The 19,432-nt window shown below is 72.0% G+C and carries 12 protein-coding genes; 1 reads left to right on the top strand and 11 read right to left on the bottom strand.

Annotated features, from left to right (window positions below; all coding sequences use genetic code 11):
• Positions 1-106: 106 nt before the first annotated feature.
• Positions 107-1,195: a peptide chain release factor 1 gene (gene prfA / locus AB0877_RS09000; RefSeq protein WP_366608042.1), complete on the bottom strand. Its 1,089-nt coding sequence runs from the start codon at positions 1,193-1,195 to the stop codon at positions 107-109.
• 133 nt (positions 1,196-1,328) lie between these two features.
• Positions 1,329-1,553 carry a 50S ribosomal protein L31 gene (gene rpmE, locus AB0877_RS08995; protein ID WP_355008073.1) on the bottom strand — a complete coding sequence of 75 codons (225 nt, stop codon included), beginning with the start codon at positions 1,551-1,553 and terminating at the stop codon, positions 1,329-1,331.
• Between the two features lie 275 nt (positions 1,554-1,828).
• Between rpmE and AB0877_RS08990 the strand changes: the two genes are divergently transcribed.
• Entirely contained in the window at positions 1,829-2,725 is an 897-nt protein-coding gene (locus AB0877_RS08990; RefSeq protein ID WP_366608041.1) for an AAA family ATPase, read from the top strand.
• A gap of 42 nt (positions 2,726-2,767) precedes the next feature.
• Here the strand turns inward: AB0877_RS08990 and AB0877_RS08985 are convergent, their stop codons facing one another.
• The 9 genes from AB0877_RS08985 to lysA form a co-directional block, all read right to left on the bottom strand.
• Positions 2,768-6,262 carry a phosphodiester glycosidase family protein gene (locus AB0877_RS08985; protein WP_366608040.1) on the bottom strand — a complete coding sequence of 1,165 codons (3,495 nt, stop codon included), beginning with the start codon at positions 6,260-6,262 and terminating at the stop codon, positions 2,768-2,770.
• 170 nt (positions 6,263-6,432) lie between these two features.
• Positions 6,433-8,574 (bottom strand): transcription termination factor Rho, encoded by a 2,142-nt coding sequence (gene rho / locus AB0877_RS08980; protein ID WP_366608039.1) that lies wholly within the window; start codon positions 8,572-8,574, stop codon positions 6,433-6,435.
• Between the two features lie 296 nt (positions 8,575-8,870).
• A complete protein-coding gene (thrB, locus tag AB0877_RS08975) occupies positions 8,871-9,815 on the bottom strand; it encodes a homoserine kinase (protein ID WP_366608038.1) in 945 nt (314 codons plus the stop codon).
• A gap of 64 nt (positions 9,816-9,879) precedes the next feature.
• Positions 9,880-11,124 carry an MFS transporter gene (locus tag AB0877_RS08970; protein WP_366608037.1) on the bottom strand — a complete coding sequence of 415 codons (1,245 nt, stop codon included), beginning with the start codon at positions 11,122-11,124 and terminating at the stop codon, positions 9,880-9,882.
• A gap of 11 nt (positions 11,125-11,135) precedes the next feature.
• Entirely contained in the window at positions 11,136-11,984 is an 849-nt protein-coding gene (locus AB0877_RS08965; RefSeq protein WP_366608036.1) for a polysaccharide deacetylase family protein, read from the bottom strand.
• Positions 11,985-12,112: 128 nt separating this feature from the next.
• Positions 12,113-15,394, bottom strand: coding sequence for an efflux RND transporter permease subunit (locus AB0877_RS08960; protein WP_366608035.1), 3,282 nt, complete (start codon positions 15,392-15,394; stop codon positions 12,113-12,115).
• A 142-nt stretch (positions 15,395-15,536) separates the two neighbouring features.
• Positions 15,537-16,586, bottom strand: coding sequence for a threonine synthase (gene thrC / locus AB0877_RS08955; protein WP_366608034.1), 1,050 nt, complete (start codon positions 16,584-16,586; stop codon positions 15,537-15,539).
• Between the two features lie 140 nt (positions 16,587-16,726).
• Positions 16,727-18,037 carry a homoserine dehydrogenase gene (locus tag AB0877_RS08950; protein ID WP_366608140.1) on the bottom strand — a complete coding sequence of 437 codons (1,311 nt, stop codon included), beginning with the start codon at positions 18,035-18,037 and terminating at the stop codon, positions 16,727-16,729.
• Positions 18,038-18,045: 8 nt separating this feature from the next.
• Entirely contained in the window at positions 18,046-19,431 is a 1,386-nt protein-coding gene (gene lysA, locus AB0877_RS08945) for a diaminopimelate decarboxylase (protein WP_366608033.1), read from the bottom strand.
• Between the last annotated feature and the right edge of the window lies 1 nt (position 19,432).

Genomic DNA, 19,432 nt, shown 5'->3' with positions numbered 1-19,432 from the left:
ATCGGGGTCGATCATGGAGTTGTGGTGCCTCACGAAAGGCCCACGACGCCCCAATCAGCCCACCACAAGTCCATGATCGACCCGGGCGTTAGAGGGGCCGGGGGCGTCAGCGGCGGGTTAGTTCGGTGTCGCCGGCCAGGCGGGCGGCCCGGTCGGCCTCGGTGAGGGCGTCCAGCACCCCGTCCAGTTCGCCGCCGAGCGCCAGATCCAGGTTGTACGCGGTGTAGCCGATGCGGTGATCGGTGATCCGGTTCTGCGGGAAGTTGTAGGTGCGGATCCGCTCCGAGCGGTCCACGGTGCGCACCTGAGCCTTGCGCGCGTCCGAGGCGGCGGCGTCGGCCTGCTCCTGCGCGACGGCGAGCAGCCGGGCCCGCAGGATCCGCATCGCCTGCTCCCGGTTCTGCAACTGCGACTTCTCGTTCTGGCAGGAGACGACGATGCCGGTCGGCAGGTGGGTGATCCGTACCGCCGAGTCGGTGGTGTTCACCGACTGGCCACCCGGGCCGGACGAGCGGAACACGTCGATGCGCAGCTCGTTCTGGTCGATGGTGACGTCGACGTCCTCGGCCTCCGGAAGCACCAGCACCCCGGCGGCGCTGGTGTGGATCCGGCCCTGCGACTCCGTGACCGGCACACGCTGTACCCGGTGCACGCCGCCCTCCCACTTGAGCCGCGACCAGACGCCGTTGCCACCGTCCGGCACACCCTTGGTCTTGATCGCCAGGGAGACGTCCTTGACCCCGCCCAGGTCGGAGTCCTGTGCGTCGATCACCTCGGTGACCCAGCCGTGCCGCTCGGCGTACCGGGTGTACATCCGCAGCAGGTCACCGGCGAACAGCGCTGACTCCTCGCCACCCTCACCGGCCTTGATCTCGACGATCACGTCCTTGGCGTCGTGCGGGTCACGCGGGATGAGCAGCTCGGCGAGCCGTTCCTCCAGCACCGGCAGGGACCCGGCGATGGCGTCCGCCTCAGCGGCGAAGGACGGGTCCTCGGCGGCCAGCTCGCGAGCCGCGGCCAGATCGGCGCGGGCCTGCTCCAACTCGTCGGCGGCCTTGTGCAGCGGCACCAGCTCGGCGTACCGGCGGCCGACCCTGCGCGCGGTGGCCTGGTCGGCGTGGATCGCCGGATCGGCCAACCGCTTCTCCAGCTCCGCGTACTCGTCGAGAAGGCCGGCCAGACGCTCGCTGCTCATGCTGCGGATGCTCCTTCGACGTGCGCGACGACCGGGCCGGGGGCCGGGAGGCCAGCGGCCGGGCGGAAGTGGAGGAAAACGCGGACGGCGCCCGCGTCCGGTGGAAAACCGGACGCGGGCGCCGAACGAGGAGTTACTTGGCCTTCTTGGCCTGAACCTTGGCGTACTTCTGCTGGAACTTCGCGACCCGGCCCGCGGTGTCGAGAACGCGCTGCTTACCGGTGTAGAACGGGTGGCAGGCGCTGCAGGTCTCGGCGTGGATCGTGCCGCCCTTGGCGGTGCTGCGGGTCGTGAACGTGTTGCCACAGGAGCAGCTGACCTCGGTGGTCACGTACTCCGGGTGGATGTTTGCCTTCATCTCGCCTCGGTCCTCTCGTTGGTGGTCGCCGGGTCGCCGTCATCGCTCGTCGCGCCGTACGCGACGGGCTCGGGCGTGAACCGGAACCGGTGGCCGATTGACCAGTGTGCCATGGGCCTGAGCCGACCCGGTAATCGGGCCGCACACCTCGTCCGGCATCGTCAACACGTGCCCACCCGTCCGCATTCCCGCCGCCCGGCGGGGCATTCGCGCACCTGCCGGACCGCCGCCCGGTACCCCGGCCGGGGTACGCCCGTCGAACCGAAGGTGCGCCGATGACCCGCCTGATCGCCACCCGGGGACTGCCCGCCTCGGGCAAGACGACGTTCGCCCGCACGCTCCAGCCGTCCGTGTCGCGGGTGAACCGGGACGATCTGCGGCGCATGCTGCACGGCGAACGATTGTTCACCCAGTGGGCCGAGGCGCAGGTGACCGCCGTACAGCAGGCTCAGGTCGAGGCGCTGCTGCGGGCCCGGGCGGACGTCTGCGTGGACGACACCAACCTGCGCGCGCGGACCCTGCGCGGCTGGGCCGAGCTGGCCGCCCGCCACGGCGCGGACTTCGAGGTGCACGACTTCACCGACGTGCCGCTGGACGAGTGCCTGCGCCGCGACGCCGCCCGCCCGGTCACCGATCAGGTCGGCGCGGACGCGATCCGCCGGCTGCACGAGCGCTACCTTCAGGGGCGGGAGATGCCGTTGCCGGTGCCGCAGGCCCGCACCGGACGACCCGCCGTGGTGCACCCGCCGTCGACCGAGCCACCGGAGATCGTCCTGGTGGACATCGACGGCACGGTGGCGCTGGCCGTCTCCCGCAGCCCGTACGACATGACCCGGGTCGGCCAGGACCAGCCGAACACGGCGGTAATCGCGGCGGTCCGGGCGATGCACGCCGCCGGCTACGGGGTGGTCTTCTGCTCCGGGCGGGACGCCTCCGCCCGCGCCGCCACCGAGGCGTGGCTGGCCCGGCACGTACGAGTGCCGTACCTGGGCCTGCACCTGCGCGCCGTCGGCGACTCCCGGAAGGACTCGATCGTCAAGCGGGAGATCTACGACCGGGAGATCCGGGACCGCTACCGGGTGGCCGGCGTCTTCGACGACCGCGTCCAGGTGGTCCAGATGTGGCGATCTCTCGGCCTCACCGTCTTCCAGGTCGCCGACGGCGACTTCTGAGGTGTCCGGACGGGCCCCGGGTGTGGGGCCCGTCCGGACGGCTCACCCGGTGACGGTGACGGTGGCCTCGGCGCGTGCGCCGTTGACCTCGACCGTCAGGCGTATCGGCGCGCCGGGCCGCAGTGCCGTCAGGGTGCCGGTGGCCGGGTCGAATCGGGCGGTGTGCCAGGGACGCACCCCGGTCGGCGGGCCGACGTGCACTCCCGGCGACGCCGACCAGTCGGCGCTGACCGGTGCGGCCACCGGGACCGTACGCCCGCCGGGCTGGGTCAGCGTGGCGGTGACCGCCACCGGGGTACCGACCGCGACGCTGGCCGGGGCGGCCATGGTGAGGCGGTCGGCGTGCGCGTGGAACTCCGCGTCCACCCAGCGCGGGCCCTCGGCGAGCGGGTCACGGCGGGCCCGGTCGGCCTCGGCCGGGGTCACCGGGTCCACGCCGAACTCCGTCCAACCGGTGAACCCGCCCTGGTCGGCAGGGGTGGACGGCGTCTTGCCGGCGTTGCCGTTGATCACGTACGGCACCCCGTCCACCCGGTCGGCGTGGAAGGTGCCGACGTGCCCACCCACGAACAGCGCGCCCTTGCCGGTGCGGTGCTGGAAGTCGGCCAGCCACTGTTCCAGCAGCGCCGCCTCCTTGCGGTCGCCGAGCTGGCTGGCCTGCGCCGGGCTGGGGTCACGCGGCGGGTGGTGGTGCAGGACGACGATCGAGCCCACGCGCCGGTCGGTGGCGGCGGCGTCCAGCGTCTCGCGGAGCATCCGTACCTGGTCGAAGCCTCCGCCGCGCAGCGTCCCGGTGGACGAGTTCAGCGTGACGAACCGGGTGCCGTCGTGGTCGAACACCCGGGAGGTGGCACCGAACGCGGCCGCGAAGTTGCTGATCGGAGCGCCCATGATCTCGTGGTTGCCGGGCACGTAGTACCAGGGCAGCGCGTCGCCCAACTCCTCGTCGAGGATCCGCCGGGCCAGCGCGAAGTCGGCCGGATTGGCGGTGTCCACGAAGTCGCCGTTGATCAGGAGGAAGTCCGGCCGGGCCGCCCGCACCTCCCGCAACGTCCGCCGGGCCTGGGCGACCAGGTCGCTGTCCGGGTCGGCGGCGACGAACTGGGCGTCGGAGAGCACGGCGAACCGCCACGGCGCGCCGTCCACCGTGCCGTCGCGGACCACCACCCGATCGGTACGCGGGGCCGCCGGCGGCACGTCGACCGTCGGGGGCACCTTCGCCACCAGGTCGTCGATGACCACCTCGCTGGTGTACTGCGCCGTCGCGTTCGTCTCGGCCACGTAGAAGCGGCGCACCCGCACCGGGTACTGCACCCCGGCCGGCACCGCGAACTCCACGTACCGCCAACCGGTCCAGGTGATCAGTGGGCCGCGCAGCACGTGTTGGGTGTCCTGGGCGTCGTGCAGGTGCAGGCTGGGCCACTCCCCGGTGCCGTTGCCGTGGATCCACATCCCGAAGGCCTGCGGTTGACCGGGCACCTCGATCCAGGCGGGCGGGTCGGCGTACGCGGCCCGCGTGCCGGTGGACTGGCTGAAGTCGTACGACATTCGCAGACCGGTGCCGGTGTGCCCGGGCGCCGACGCCACCGAACCGCTGGCACGGGCCTGACTGAACCGCCAGGACGCGGCGTCGTCGAAACCGGCGACCGGCACGTCGCTCAGCCCGACGGTGACCGGCAGGACGGCGCTCGTGCGTCCGACGTGAATGGTCACCAGGCCGGAGCCGGTGTCCCGCAACGCGGCGATGGACAGGTTGCCGTCCCCGGTGGGGGTGATCCGCAGCAGGTCCCGGTCGTAGTCGAGGGTGAGATCGTCCGGCTCGATCGGCGCGGTGTTGCCTTCGGCGTCGTACCCGACGACGCCGACCAGGGCGGCGGCGTCCCGGCCGGTCAGCCCGACCCGCGGCGTGGTGGTGCCGATGCGGGCCAGTGGGCCGAGCACCGTGAGGTTCAGCGAGCCGGTGACCCGCCCTCGTCCGGCGGTGACCGTGCTGGCCCCCGGCGCGGCGGCGTGGAACACGCCGTCACTGCCGACCCGGCCGCGTACCGCCGGGGTCGCCCGCCAGGTGGGGGCGCCGGCGGCCGGGCCGTACGTCTCGTCGTAGCCGGATGCGGTGAGAGTGCGGGTCAACCCCGGGAAGACCCGGTCGGGCCGCCCACCTCGCACCGGTGAGACGCCCGGGGCGGTGGTGGGGTCGCTGGCCGTCTCGACCCAGTAGCCGGTGAGTCGCCCGCTGCCCTTCGGGGCGTAGATGGCCAGGCCGTTGGGCACGGCCCGCTCGCTGCCGTCGGAGGGGCCGTTCTCCAGCTGCACCGCCGGCGCGCCCGGCTCCCGGGCCAGCAGCGTGGACGATCCGCCACCGTCCAGGTTGAGCGCGTGGTGGGCGCCCAACTCGGCCATCATCCGGCCCATCTCGGTCTGCGTCACGCCGCGGCTGTCGACCTGACGGCCGTCCACCGTCAGCATGATCATTTTTCGACCGTCGGCGCTGAAGCCGACGGCGGTGCGGGGTGCGAGGGTCGGGTCGGCGATGCTCTGCACGACGCCGTCGCGGACCAGGACGTTGCCGCCCCCGACCGCCGCGTGCAGGGTGCTGCCGTCGGACGGCTTCGGCCGCCAGGCGACGGCCACCGGGTCACCGGGGCGCAGACCGGCAAGCGCGTCCGCGCCGAGGTCGCGGCCGAGCAGCACGGTGCTGCCCGCCACGATCGGGCCGCTACCGGCCACGCTTCCCACCGCGGCCACCCGACCGCCGGTCACGGTGACCTCGACCACCCGGGCCGCGCCCTCCACGGCACGCTGCCGCGAGTACGTCCCCCACAGCTCGGTGAACGCGCCGATGCCGTCGGCCTGCACCATGTTGTTGAACTGGGTCAGCGGGACCGGCCCGGTGGGCAGGGCGGCGCTGCCGTCGAAGTTCACCTCGATCACCCGCCCGACCCCGTTGGTGGTGACGGCCACCGCGTTGCGATGACCGCTGACCCCCGACTGGATCAGCTCGCCGTCACGGACGCCGACGCCCTGGGCGGCACCGGAGTTGTTGATGTCGAAGAAGTCGCCGTTGACCGCGGCGACCGCGCGCGACTGGTCCACCGCCTTTCGCAGCGGCTCGGCCCGGCTGACCGCGCCGGAGTTGACGTAGTCGACGGTGGAGCCGCCGGCCAGGTCGGTGGTGAGCGCGTCGGCGCGCAGCCAGCCCTCGGCGTCGTACCGGTCGAAGGACGTCAGTTGCACGCCCGGAGCGACCGGCCGGGTGGCCTTCGTGGTCTCCAGCCCACCGGCCGGCTCCAGACCACCGGCGTCGGTGGTCGGGGAGGTCGCGACCGTCGCAGCGGCGGCCAGGCTGACCGAGCCGGCCGGGCGGGAGGACGCGGGCGGCGCGTCCTCGGCGATGGTGGGTGAGGCCACCGACGGTGCGGCCGGTGTGGGCGGGTCGATGGTGGGCGCGGCGGTGGCCGGCGGCGACAGGGCCAGGGCCAGCAGCGGCGTCAGCAGCAGGACGCCGGTGCGGCGGGCGGATCGTCTGCGGGTACGCATGGACGACAGTCAACCCGGCAATGAATAGAAGTTTCAATACCTGTCGACTTAACCGAAGGAAAATTCCATCACCTGACGGCGGCTCCCGCGGCTGCTGATGTCGGGCCCGGGAACATGACGAAGGGGCACGGCCGCGATGGCCGTGCCCCTTCGTCGTCACCCGGGGAGGGTTACTCCCCCGGCGTCGACTTCGCGATCTGCATCAGGAACTCGATGTTCGTGCGGGACTGCTTGAGCCGGTCCAGCAGGAGATCCATCGCGGCCTGCGAGTCCAGCGAGTGCAGCACCTTCCGGAGCTTGTGGATGATGGCCAGCTCTTCCGGTGCGAGCAGGACCTCTTCCTTACGCGTACCGGACGGGTTGATGTCGATGGCCGGGAAGGTCCGCTTGTCGGCGATCTTCCGGTCCAGCTTCAACTCGGCGTTGCCGGTGCCCTTGAACTCCTCGAAGATGACCGTGTCCGCCATGGACCCGGTCTCCACCAGCGCCGTGGCGATGATGGTCAGCGACCCGCCGTTCTCGATGTTGCGGGCCGCGCCGAGGAAGCGCTTCGGCGGGTACAGCGCCGTGGAGTCGATACCACCCGACATGATCCGGCCGCTGGCCGGCGCCGCCAGGTTGTACGACCGACCGAGCCGGGTCACCGAGTCGAGGAGCACGACGACGTCGTGCCCAAGCTCGACGAGCCGCTTGGCCCGCTCGATGGCCAGCTCCGCCACCGTGGTGTGGTCCTGCGGCGGACGGTCGAACGTGGCCGCGATGACCTCGCCCTTGATCGACCGCTGCATGTCGGTGACCTCTTCAGGCCGCTCGTCCACCAGCACCACCATCAGGTGGCACTCCGGGTTGTTACGGGTGATCGCGTTCGCGATCGCCTGCAGCACCATCGTCTTACCCGCCTTGGGCGGAGACTGGATGAGTGCCCGCTGGCCCTTGCCGATCGGCATGACCAGGTCGATGACCCGGGTGGTCAGGATGTGCGGCTCGGTCTCCAGCCGCAGGCGCTCCTGCGGGTAGAGCGGGGTGAGCTTGTAGAACTCCGGACGACGCCGGGCCTCCTCGGGCTCCATCCCGTTGATCGTGTCCAGCCGCATCAGCGGGTTGTACTTGTCGCGCCGCTGGTCGCCGCTGTTGCCGCCCTCGCGGGCCGCCCGCACCGCACCGGTGATCGCGTCACCGCGGCGCAGGCCGTACTTCTTGATCTGGGACATCGACACGTACACGTCGTTCGGGCCGGCCAGGTAACCGGTCGTCCGCACGAAGGCGTAGTTGTCGAGCACGTCGATGATGCCGGCCACCGGGACGAGTACGTCGTCCTCGTTGACCTGCGGCTCACGCCCGCCGGTGTCGGCACCGGTCTCGGTGCGCTCGCCGCGCCCACGGCGACGGTCCCGGAAACGGCTGCGCCGGCCGCGCCGGCCGCCACCATCTTCGTCGTCGTCGCTGTCCCGCTCGGCACGCTGACCACGGTCGTTGCGGTCATTGCGGTCATTGCGGTCATTGCGGTCGTTGCGGTCGGACCGGTCGTTGCGCTCGGCCCGCTCGCCCCGGTCGGAACGCTCGCCCCGGTCGTTGCGCTCGCGCTCGCCACGCTCACCCCGGTCGGCACGGTCGCCCCGGTCGTTGCGCTCGCCACGCTCAGCCCGCTCGCCACGCTCGGTCCGCTCACCCCGGTCGGCACGCTCGGTCCGCTCACCCCGGTCGGCACGCTCGGTCCGCTCACCCCGGTCGGCACGCTCGGCGCGCTCCGGACGCTCGGCCCGGTCGCGGCGGTTCTCGCCACGGTCGGCCCGCTCGCCGGCTTCCGCCTCGTCGCTGCGCGGTTCGGTCGTCCGCGCCTCGGCTGCCCGCGGCTCGGTCGCCCGCGCCTCAGCGGGGCGAGCCTCGGTGGTACGGGCCTCCGCCGTTGCGGTCCGGCTCCGCCGGGTGCGGCTACGGCCCTCGGTCTCGGCGGCCGGCTCGGCCGGCGCCTGCTCGGCACCGCGTCCTTCGGCTGCCGGCCGGTCGGCGGTCTCCCGCACCTCGGCGCGCACTCCCTCACGGGTCGGGGCGGCCGCGGCCGCGACCTCGGCCCGTGGTCGAGGGGTCCCGGCGGCGTTGCCGCCCTGCCGCTCGGAGATCGCGGCGATCAGCTCGCCCTTGCGCATGCGAGCCGTGCCGGAGATGCCGAGCGACGCGGCCAGGCTCTGCAGCTCTGGCAGCAGCATCGCCGACAGACCGGTGCCGCTGCGCCGACGACGGGCGGGAGCGGCTGCGGTGGCATCGCCAGCGACGTTGGAAACATCCGACGTCACGTCGGTGGTGTCGCTCAATGGATTCCTTCCCTCGATAGGCCGGGACTGCCCGGAGTCGGAGCTCAGGTGGCCGGGCGGCCTCGGTGCACCCGCCTCGCAAGGACGCGTCGCGGGAGTCTGTGACACAGCAGCCGGTCGGTATCCCGACTCACCAACGTCGGTGAGCAGGTCTCGCCGTCTGCGGCGACCTGTGGAAACTGCGGTGCGGCGTGGGCCTTTGGCAGGGGTAGACGGGCTGACCGCCGAGAGCTTCGGGGGTGCGCCGCCCCGCAGGAGATCGCGTGCTTCGCGGCTGTGCTAGGTCTAGAGCGTAATCAACTCTTCCGACCTGCGGCAACAGGGTCCCGCTCGGCGTGTCCAAGTCTACCCCGTGCGACCCGCGCGCCGCTGACGTCTATCGGTAACTGCCAGATCTCCCAGTCTGTTCCCACTCCGAAGTCCGCCGGAGGCTGACTGAGCGCCAGCACAGTCGGCCCGGCCCCACTGACCACAGCCGCCACATCGGCCGCACGCAACGCGCTGACCAGGGCAGACGTGCCCGGCATCCCGGCTGCGCGGTAATCCTGATGGAGTCGGTCGACGGTCGCCGGCAGCAGCAGGGTCGGGTCCGTGGTGAGCGCGTGCACCAGCAGCGCAGCCCGCCCGGCGGTCAACGCGGCGTCACCATGCGGCACGGCCGCCGGCAGAGCCGCCCGCGCGGTCGCGGTCAAACCGCGTTCCGCCGGAACGAAAACAGTGGGCCGGACCGCTGCGGCGACGGGCAGCGAAACCGCCCGAGCGCCGCCCGGCTCGGACCAGGCCACCGTGAAACCGCCCAGCAGGCACGGTGCCACGTTGTCGGGGTGGCCCTCGATCTCGGCGGCCAGCCGCAGCGCGCCGGCGTCGTCGAGGCGCTGCTCCCCGTCGACGACCAGGGCCCGGGCCAGCAGCACCCCGGCGACGATGGCGGCGGACGAGGACCCCAACCCACGCGCCTGCGGGATCCGGTTGACGCACTCCACGCTCAGCCCCGCAGGATGGGCCCCGAGCACGTCGAACGCGGCCCGCATGGCCCGCACCACCAGGTGCCGGTCGTCGTCGGGCAGCTCACCGGCGCCCTGCCCGGTCACTGTCACCCGGACACCGGCCGAGGCGACCTCGGCGGCCACGTCGTCGTAGAGCCCGAGGGCGAGACCCAGCGCGTCGAAGCCCGGGCCCAGGTTGGCGCTGGTCGCCGGGACGCGGACCCGGACCGGCTCGGCGGTGAAGTTCGTCGGCACGCGCCCATGCTAGGGCTCAGGGCCGACGAACCGGTCCCGCGCCCGCTGCCTGGGACCGCCGAGTTCAGCCGGCCGGGTCCGGGACCGGCTCGACGGCCGGATCGGTGAGCGACAGCCGGCGGGTGGCGATCCGCCAGCCGACCGCGTACACGAGGGTGATCAGACCGCAGCCGGCGAGCACCACCCGTTCGTCGACCGAGTCCACCACCAGGGCCACCGCCAGTTGGCTCACCGAGATCGCCAGCGTCGCCAGCATCATGTCGGTGGCGAAGACGCGGCCCCGCAACCGGTCCGGAACTTCACCCTGAAGGGCGAAGTTCGACATCACCCAGTTGCTGCCACCCGCGAAGTGCGCCACGAAGACCAGCAGCAGTACCAGCGGAAACCAGCGCACCACCGAGGTGCCCAGGTAGGACAGGCCGTAGAGCGACATGGACAGCGCGAGCCCGGGCAGCAGCCAGGCCCGGTTGGTCAACACCCGGCGCATCAGGATCGGCCCCACCAACGCTCCCGCGCCGCGGACGGCGAAGAGCAGGCCGGCACCGAGCGGGCCCACCCCGTACACGCCGGCCAGCAGGGGAAACACTGTCAGCACGCCGTTGCCCAGGCCCACCGCGGACTTGACGGTGACCAGCGCGAGCACCCGGGGGCGGTGACCGATGTAGCCGAGCGCCTCGCGGACCGCCGACCAGGTTCGCTGGGCCGGTTGGTCGGCGTCCCGGGGCGCCTGCAACGGCCGACGGATCCGGGTGGCGAGGGCCGCGGCCACCGCCAGGCCCACCGCCGCCACCCAGAAGCAGGCGTACGGGCCGGCAGCGGTGCTGAGCACGCCGCCCAGCGACGCACCGACCACGGTCATGGTGCCCCAGGCCGAGCCGGCGACGGCGTTGCCCGCGGCGAGTTCGTGGGGCTCCAGCACGTTGGGCAGCGCGGCCTGGGCCGCCGGCGAGTAGAACGCCTTGGCGACCGCCACCACTCCGATGGCGACCAGCGCCAGCCACGCGGTTCCGGCGTCGCGCACGCCGAGCAGCAGCAACACGCCCACCAGCGCGGCCACGTTCGCGGCGATCATGATCTTCCGGCGGTCGAAGCGGTCCGCGATCGTGCCGGTGTACGGCAGCAGCAACGCCACGATGCCGGTGTCCACGGCCAACACCAGCGCGCCCCAGACGCCGCTGCCGGTCAGGTGCGGCAACAGCACCAGCAACGGCACCATGACGAACCAGTCGGCGCCGAAGACCACCAACTCGGCGAGGAACAGGTTGCGGAAGCTCCGATTGCCGGTCAGAACCGAGAGGGTGGACGCCACGGAGCGCGACCCTACCTGGTCGGTGCCGTACCCACATCCGCTCCCAGCAGCGCCGAAACCGTGACGAAGGTGTAACCGCGCGACCGTAGCCCGTTGATCATGTCGGCCAGGCCCCGCAGCGCGACCAGCCGTCGGTGCGCCCCCACATCGTGGCCGAGCACGATCGTTCCCGGTCGAACCTCGGCCACGATCCGTTGGGCGTGACCGGCCGGGTCGTCGGGAAACTCGCGCTCCACCATCTGCAACGACCAGAGCACCAGCCGATAGTCCAGTCGGGCCGCCGCGTGCAGCACCGCCCCGCCCAGGTGGCCGTACGGTGGTCGGAGGAGCGCCGGCGGCACCCCGGTCAGGTCGCCGATCGCGTCGTGGCTGCGACGCAGGTCGTCGTACGCCTCGGCGGCGTCCAGCTCAGCCAGGTCCCGGTGTTCCCAGCTGTGGTTGCCCACCTCGTGCCCGGCGAGCCGGTCGCGCACCAAGTCGGCGTGTCGACGGACCTGCGCCCCGACCATGAAGAAGGTGGCCGGCACCCGGTGCTGGGCCAGCGTGTCGAGCACCATGGGAGTCCACTGTGGTGCCGGGCCGTCGTCGAAGGTGAGGGCCACCAGGCGCTGGTTGGTCCGCCCGGACCAGACGACGTCCACCACCCCGGAGCCGACATCCTGCTGGCCGTTACCGAGGGTGGCGCTGGCCGGGCCTCCGGCGATCGGCATCCGGCGACGGGTGCTCCACCACGCCTCGGACGACCCCGCGCCGACGGTCACACCGCCCACCACCAGCAGGCCACGACGCAGCAGGTCGCGTCGGTCCCACCCGCGCGCGCCCTCGGCCATCCGCCCGCCCCGCTCCACCCACACCCCCACCCGTCTACGAGGAGTATGCAAGAAGTTACACAAAGTATGGGGCGGTCGAGTCGGAGTGTTTTCGGGCGAATGAACCTGGAACGCCCCCGGCGACAATCCGCCGGGGGCGTTCCGAACTGCTCTGCGACCTACTCGGTCGGCTCCGCCGGAGGCAGCGGGGAGGTACGGCTACGCGGCAACCGCAGCACCTCGAACTGGTCCGTGCCCTCCACCAACGCGGCCGACGGCGCGGGTCGCGCGGCCGGCTGCACACCCTCGGCCGCGACCGGGGCGGGTGCGTCGCTCGGCACCGCGACCTGGTTCGGCGCCGACGCCTCGTCGGTCTCCGTCGTCGTGCTCACCGCCGACCCGCCGGAACGGCGTCGTGCGCGCCGAGCCCGCAGCGACTCCTTGGTGTGCTCCACCATCGCGTAGAGCGTCGGCACCAGGATCAGCGTGAGCAGCGTCGAGCTGAGCAGACCACCGATCACCACGACCGCCAGCGGCTGCGAGATGAAGCCACCCTCACCGGTCAACCCGAACGCCATCGGCAGCAGCGCGAAGATCGTCGCCACCGCCGTCATCAGGATCGGGCGCAGCCGGCGACGGCCACCCTCTACCACGGCTTCCCGGACCCCCATGCCCTGCGCCCGGTACTGGTTGATCAGGTCGAGCAACACGATCGCGTTGGTCACCACGATGCCGACCAGCATCAGCACACCGATCAGCGCCGGCACACCGAGCGGCGTCCCGGTGACCAACAGCAGACCGATGGCACCGGTCGCCGCGAACGGAATGGAGATCAGCAGGATCAGCGCCTGGGTGAGGCTACGGAACGTCGCCACCATGATCAGGAAGACGATGGCGATCGCGGCCAGCACCGCCAGGCCCAGGTCCGCGAAGGCGTCCGCCTGATCCGCGCTGACACCACCGATGGTGAAGCTCGCACCCGGCACGTTGAGACCGTCCAGCCGCTTCTGCAACTCCGTGCTGGTCGCGCCCAGGTTCGAGCCGGTCGCCGCGCCGGTCACCGACACGCTGCGCTCACCGTCGATGCGGGTGACCTGCTGCGGGCCCTCGCCCTGGGTGACCTGCGCGATGTCGCCCAACTTGACCGGGCCCACCGGCAGTGCCCGCAGCTCCTCCACCGTCATCGGCGGCTGCGTGCCCAACCGCAGCACCACGTTCTGCTGCTGGCCGTCGAGCGCGACCTGACCCAGCGGCGCTCCCCGGAACGCCTGCGACACGAGCTGCCCCACGGCGGCCTCGGTGAGCCCGACCCGACCGGCGGCGACCCGGTCGACCACCACGTCGACCCGCGGCACCCGCGCGGCCAGACTGGTGGAGACGTCCTCGACGTCCGGCACGCCGGCCATCGCGGCCCGCGCCTCCTCGGCGGCCCGGGTCAGCGTCTCCGGGTCGCTGGCCTGGACGATCACCTCCAGCTGGCTGGTCGACGCCTCCTGCCCGCCACCGAAGCTGATCTCACCCACACCGGCGCCGAGCTTCTCGAACTCCTTGCGCAGCACCTCACGCATCTGCTTCGCGTCGGTGTCACCGTCGAGCGCCAGCGACCAGCTGGCGACGTTGTTGCCGCCGCCGCCCGCCCACGGGTTGTCCCCACCGCCGGCGGTCACCTGGTACGTCTCGACGCCGTCGGTGTTCGACAGCACCGACTCGACCTGCTTGGCCGCCGCGTCGGTCGCTGCCAGGCCACTGCCGGCCGGCAGCTCCTGGCTCATGTTGAGGGTGTCCTGGCCGGAGTCGTCCAGGAAGTTGGTCTCCAACTTCTGCGCCAGACCGAAGGTGCCGAAGAGCACCAGCAGACCGAGCCCGACGGTGATCCAACGGGTCGACCGCTTGCCGGTGGCGAACCCGATCACGGGCAGGTACGCCCGCTGCAACGGGCTGCGCAGCTCCTTCTCCTCCGCCGCGTGCCGTACCGCCTCGTCGTCAGCGGTGCCGCCGCGCGGCTTGAGGAACCAGTACGCGAGGACCGGGATCACGGTCAGCGACACCAGCAGCGAGGCGAGCAGGGCGACCGTCACGGTGATCGCGAACGGCGCGAAGAGCTGGCCCACGAACCCGCCGACCAGCGCGATCGGCGCGAACACCGCCACCGTGGTGAGGGTCGACGCGGTCACCGCACCGGCGACCTCCCGGACGCCGGTGATGATGGCGTGCCGTTTCTCCTCGCCGTACTCCAGGTGGCGTTTGATGTTCTCCAACACCACGATCGAGTCGTCGACCACCCGACCGACCGCGATGGTCAACGCGCCGAGGGTGAGCAGGTTGAGCGAGTAGTCACCGATCCACAGGGCGATCAGCGCCACCAGCACGGAGAGCGGGATGGAGACCGCGGTGACCACCGTCGAGCGCACCGACAGCAGGAAGACCAGGATGACGATGACCGCCATCACCAGACCCAGCAGGCCCTCCGTGGTCAGCGACTCGATCGACTTCTCGACGAACGGCGCCTGGTCGAAGACCACTGTCAGCTCCGCGCCGGAGGCGTCCTTCAGGTCGTCGAGCCGGTCCCGGATCTCGTGCGAGATCTCCACCGCGTTGCCGTCCGGTGCCGCGGTGACCGCGATACCGAGGCTGTCCTTGCCGTTGGTCCGGGTGATCGCCGTGGCCGGGGCGAGCTGCTGGTCGACCGTCGCCACGTCACCGAGGCGGACGGGCGCCGCGGCCGGGACGACCACGATGCCGCGCAGCTCCTCCAGGGTGGAGATCGGCGTGCCGACCTGCACCGGGAGGGCCAACGCCCCGTCGGTCACCGCGCCGGCCGGAACCGCCACGCCGTTGGTCTTCAGCGCCGCGCCGATCGCCGTCGGCTGGATCTTCGCGGCGGCCAACTTCGCCGGGTCCGGGGTGACCACCACGACGTCGTCGCGGGTGCCGGTCACCTCGACCGTGCGTACCCCCTCGATGCCCTCCAGCTCCGGCACCACCGTCGAGCGCAGCTTCTCGGCCAGCGCCCGCTCGTCTCCGGTGCCGGCCGCGGCCAGCACCACCGCCGGCAGGTCGTCGGTGCTACCCGCGATGACCTGCGGGTCGACGCCCTCCGGCAGTTGGGAGTCGATCCGGCTCAACGCGGTCTGCATCTTGTTGACCACGTCGTCGAGATCGGTGCCGAACTCGTACGTCACCTGGACGGTGGCCGCCCCCTCGCGGGAGGTGGAGGTGACCTGGTCCAGCCCCGGAATGCCCTGGAGGGCGTTCTCGATCGGCTCGGTCACCTGAGACTCGACGATCTCGGGGCCGGCGCCGGGGAAGGGAGCCACGATGAACGCGGCCGGGAACTCGAGCGACGGCAGCAGTTGCTGCTTCAGCGACGGCACGGCGAACACTCCGAACACCGTGGTCACCACCGCGATGAGGGCAATCAACCCTCGGTTGGCGAGGCTGAATCTGGCGAGCAGCGACATCGGCCTGGCTCACTCCTGAACGAGAATGCGGGCGGGGATACCCGAAAGTGTGCCGGACTCGCATACCTCGACCCCCGCCGCCCCCGGGCCGTCGTGCCGGCCAGCTGCCCGCCGTCGAACACCGCCTGCGACGGCGGCGCGCTCAGGCCAGGTCGAGGGCGCGCGCCGCGGCCAGCGGGTCGTTCGCGATGGTCACCGGCGCCGGCGCGGTGGAGATCGCCCATTCCGGGTCCTTCAGCCCGTGGCCGGTCACCGTGCAGACCACAGTGGAGCCGGGCGGCACCGCACCCGCCGCGGCCTGCTGCAACAGGCCGGCCACGCTGGCCGCGCTGCCCAGCTCGACGAAGACCCCCACCTCACGGGCGAGCAGACGGTACGCCGAGAGGATCTCCCGGTCGGTCACCGACGCGATCAGGCCGCCGGAGGCGTCTCGGGCGTCCAGGGCCTTGGTCCAGCTCGCCGGGTTGCCAATCCGGATCGCGGTGGCGATGGTGGACGGCTCCGGCACCACCTGGCCGGTCACGATCGGGGCAGCGCCGGCCGCCTGGAAGCCGTACATCTTCGGGGTGCGGGTGGTGGCGCCGGCGGCCAGATCCTCCGCGTAACCCATCCAGTACGCGGAGATGTTGCCGGCGTTGCCGACCGGCAGGCAGTGGATGTCGGGCGCGTCGCCGAGCGCCTCGACGATCTCGAAGGCCGCGGTCTTCTGGCCGTGCAGCCGGTCGATGTTCACCGAGTTGACCAGCGCGACCGGGTAGTCCTGGGCGAGCTTGGCGGCCGTCGCGAGGCAGTCGTCGAAGTTGCCGCTCACCTGGAGCAGCTTCGCGCCGTGCACCAGCGCCTGGGCCAACTTGCCCAACGCGATCTTGCCCTGCGGCACCAGCACGGCGCAGGTCAACCCGGCCCGGGCCGCGTACGCCGCGGCGGAGGCGCTGGTGTTACCGGTGGAGGCGCAGATGATGGCCTTGTTGCCGGCCTCGACCGCCTTGGACACCGCGAGGGTCATCCCCCGGTCCTTGAAGGAGCCGGTCGGGTTGGCACCCTCCACCTTGAGGTGCACGTCGCAACCGAGCCGGGCGGACAGCACCGGCGCCGGCAACAGCGGGGTGTTGCCCTCGTGCAGCGTGACGACCGGCGTGGCCGCGGTGACCGGCAGCCGATCCCGGTACGCCTCGATCAGACCCCGCCACATGTCGTTCTCCTCGCCTCTACCGCCGTGCCCACCCGATTGTCAGGGCCACCTTGGACCAGCCTGTTGGAGTGGTCAATGGCACACCCCCGCCTACCCACCTGGCGGGACGCGCGCGCCGCCCCCTCGATGATGCAAACGACTCAGGCGCCGCCCTCGACCCGCAGCACACTGGTGACCGACCGGACGATGTCCAGACCGCGCAGCTCGCCGACGGTCGCGGCGAGCGCGGCGTCCGGTGCCACGTGGGTGACGATGACCAGCTCGGCGTCGCCGTCGCGGCCCGCCGGCCCGCCCGCCGAACCCTGCCGCACCGTCGCGATCGACACGTCGTGCCGGGCGAACACGCTCGCCACCGACGCCAGCACACCCGAGCGGTCGGCCACGTCGAGGCTCACGTGGTAGCGGGTCAACGCCTCACCCATCGGCCGGACCGCGAGGTCCGCGTACGCGCTCTCGCTGGCCGCGCGCACCCCGGCGAGCCGGTTGCGGGACACCGCGACCACGTCACCGAGCACCGCGCTGGCGGTGGGCGCGCCACCGGCGCCCCGACCGTAGAACATCAACTGCCCGGCCGCGTCGGCCTCGACGAAGACCGCGTTGAACGCGTCCCCGACGCTGGCCAGCGGGTGGCTGCGCGGAATCATCGCCGGGTGCACCCGGACGCTGACCGTCTCCTGGCCGCCTGCGTCGACACCCCGGGCCGCGATGCAGAGCAGTTTGATCGTGCAGCCCATCGCCTGGGCGCTGGCCATGTCCGCGGCGGTCACCTCGGTGATGCCCTCGCGGTGCACGTCGGCGGCGCCGACCCGGGTGTGGAACGCCAGCGAGGCGAGGATCGCCGCCTTCGCCGCCGCGTCGAAGCCCTCCACGTCGGCGGTCGGGTCGGCCTCCGCGTACCCCAGGGCGGTGGCCTCTTCGAGGGCCTCGGCGAAGCCGGCGCCGGTCGCGTCCATCGCGGAGAGGATGAAGTTGGTGGTGCCGTTGACGATGCCGGTGACCCGGTTGATCCGATCGCCGTGCAGCGACTCGCGGAGCGGGCGCAGCAGCGGGATGGCCCCGGCCACGGACGCCTCGTAGTAGAGGTCGCCGCCGCCCTCGGCCGCCGCCTCGTGCAGGGCCACGCCGTCCTCGGCCAGCAGCGCCTTGTTGGCGGTGACCACGCTCTTGCCGGCGCGCAACGCCTCGACCAGCCAACTCCGGGCCGGTTCGATGCCACCGACCACCTCGATGACCACGTCCACGTCGTCGCGCTTGATCAGGCCGAGCGCGTCGGTGGTGAACAGGTCCTCGTCGACCGGCAGGTCACCCCGATCGCGGCCGAGCCGACGGACGGCGATGCCGGCGATCTCCAGCGGGGCGCCGATCCGCGCGGTCAGGTCGGCCGACTGCTCGTGCAGCAGCCGGACCACCTCCTGGCCGACAGTGCCACAGCCGAGCAGCGCCAAGCGCACAGGTGACGTCATCCAACATCCAATGCGAGCAGGTCCTCTTCGGTTTCCCGCCGGACGATCAGACGCGCCTGGCCGTCGCGCACGGCGACCACCGGTGGCCGGGGCACATGGTTGTAGTTGCTGGCCATGCTTCGGCAGTACGCACCGGTGCCGGGCACTGCGACAAGATCTCCGGGCTGCACGTCGGCGGGCAGGAATTCATCCTTCACCACGATGTCCCCGGACTCACAGTGCTTTCCCACCACGCGGGCGAGCAACGGCTGCGCGGTCGAGGCCCGCGAGGCCAGCGTCGCCGAGTAGGACGCGTCGTAGAGGGCGGTGCGGATGTTGTCGCTCATCCCGCCGTCGACGCTGACGTACGTCCGGAGGCCGTCGAGGTCCTTGACCGTGCCGACCTCGTAGAGGGTGAACACGGCCGGCCCGACGATGGCCCGGCCCGGCTCGATCGACAGGTGTGGCACGGCCAGGTTCTCCGCCGCGCACTCCGAATCGACGATCTTGCGAAGCCGCTTGGCCAGGTCCTGCGGAGTCGCCGGGTCGTCCTGGGTGGTGTACGCGATGCCGAAGCCGCCGCCCAGGTCCAGCTCGGGCAGCTCCACCCCGCGCGCGTCGCGGATCTGCGCCTGCAGGGCGAGCACCCGGCGGGCCGAGACCTCGAAGCCGCTGGCGTCGAAGATCTGCGACCCGATGTGCGAGTGCAGGCCGCGCAGCTCCAGCACGTCCTCATCGAGGATCTTGAACGCGGCGGTCGCCGCGGCACCGCCCGCGAGGGAGAAGCCGAACTTCTGGTCCTCGTGGGCGGTGGCGATGAACTCGTGGGTGTGCGCCTCGACGCCCACGGTGACCCGGACCAGCACCCGGGGCCGGACCCCGCGCTCCCGGGCCAGCGCGGTGAGCCGGTCGATCTCGGTGAACGAGTCGACGATGATCCGGCCGACCCCGGCGTCCAGCGCCCGACCCAGCTCCGCGACCGACTTGTTGTTGCCGTGGAAGCCGATCCGCTCCGGCGGCATCCCGGCCGACAGCGCGGTGGCCAGCTCACCGCCGGTGCAGACGTCCAGGTGCAGCCCCTCCTCCGCGATCATCCGGACCACCGCCCGGCAGAGGAACGCCTTGCCCGCGTAGAAGATGTCCTCGGTCGGGAAGGCCGCCCGGAAGTCACGGCAGCGCGACCGCAGGTCGGCCTCGTCGAGGACGTACACGGGGGTGCCGAACTCGGCCGCGATGTCGCGGACGCTGAGGCCCGCGACGGCGAGCGCGCCGTCCGCGCCGCGCGTCACGCTGCGCGGCCACAGCGTGGGGAGCAGGGCGTTCACGTCCTCCGGGGTACGCAGCCAGGCCGGCCCCCGGTTACTGATGTCCGCGTGCAGCGCACCAGCCTCATGAGCCCTCATG

The organism is Micromonospora sp. NPDC047644, from assembly GCF_040704315.1.
Classification (GTDB): Bacteria; Actinomycetota; Actinomycetes; order Mycobacteriales; family Micromonosporaceae; genus Micromonospora.
The sequence above is the reverse complement of the archived record's forward strand: the minus strand, read 5'-3'. Positions and strand labels throughout refer to the sequence as shown.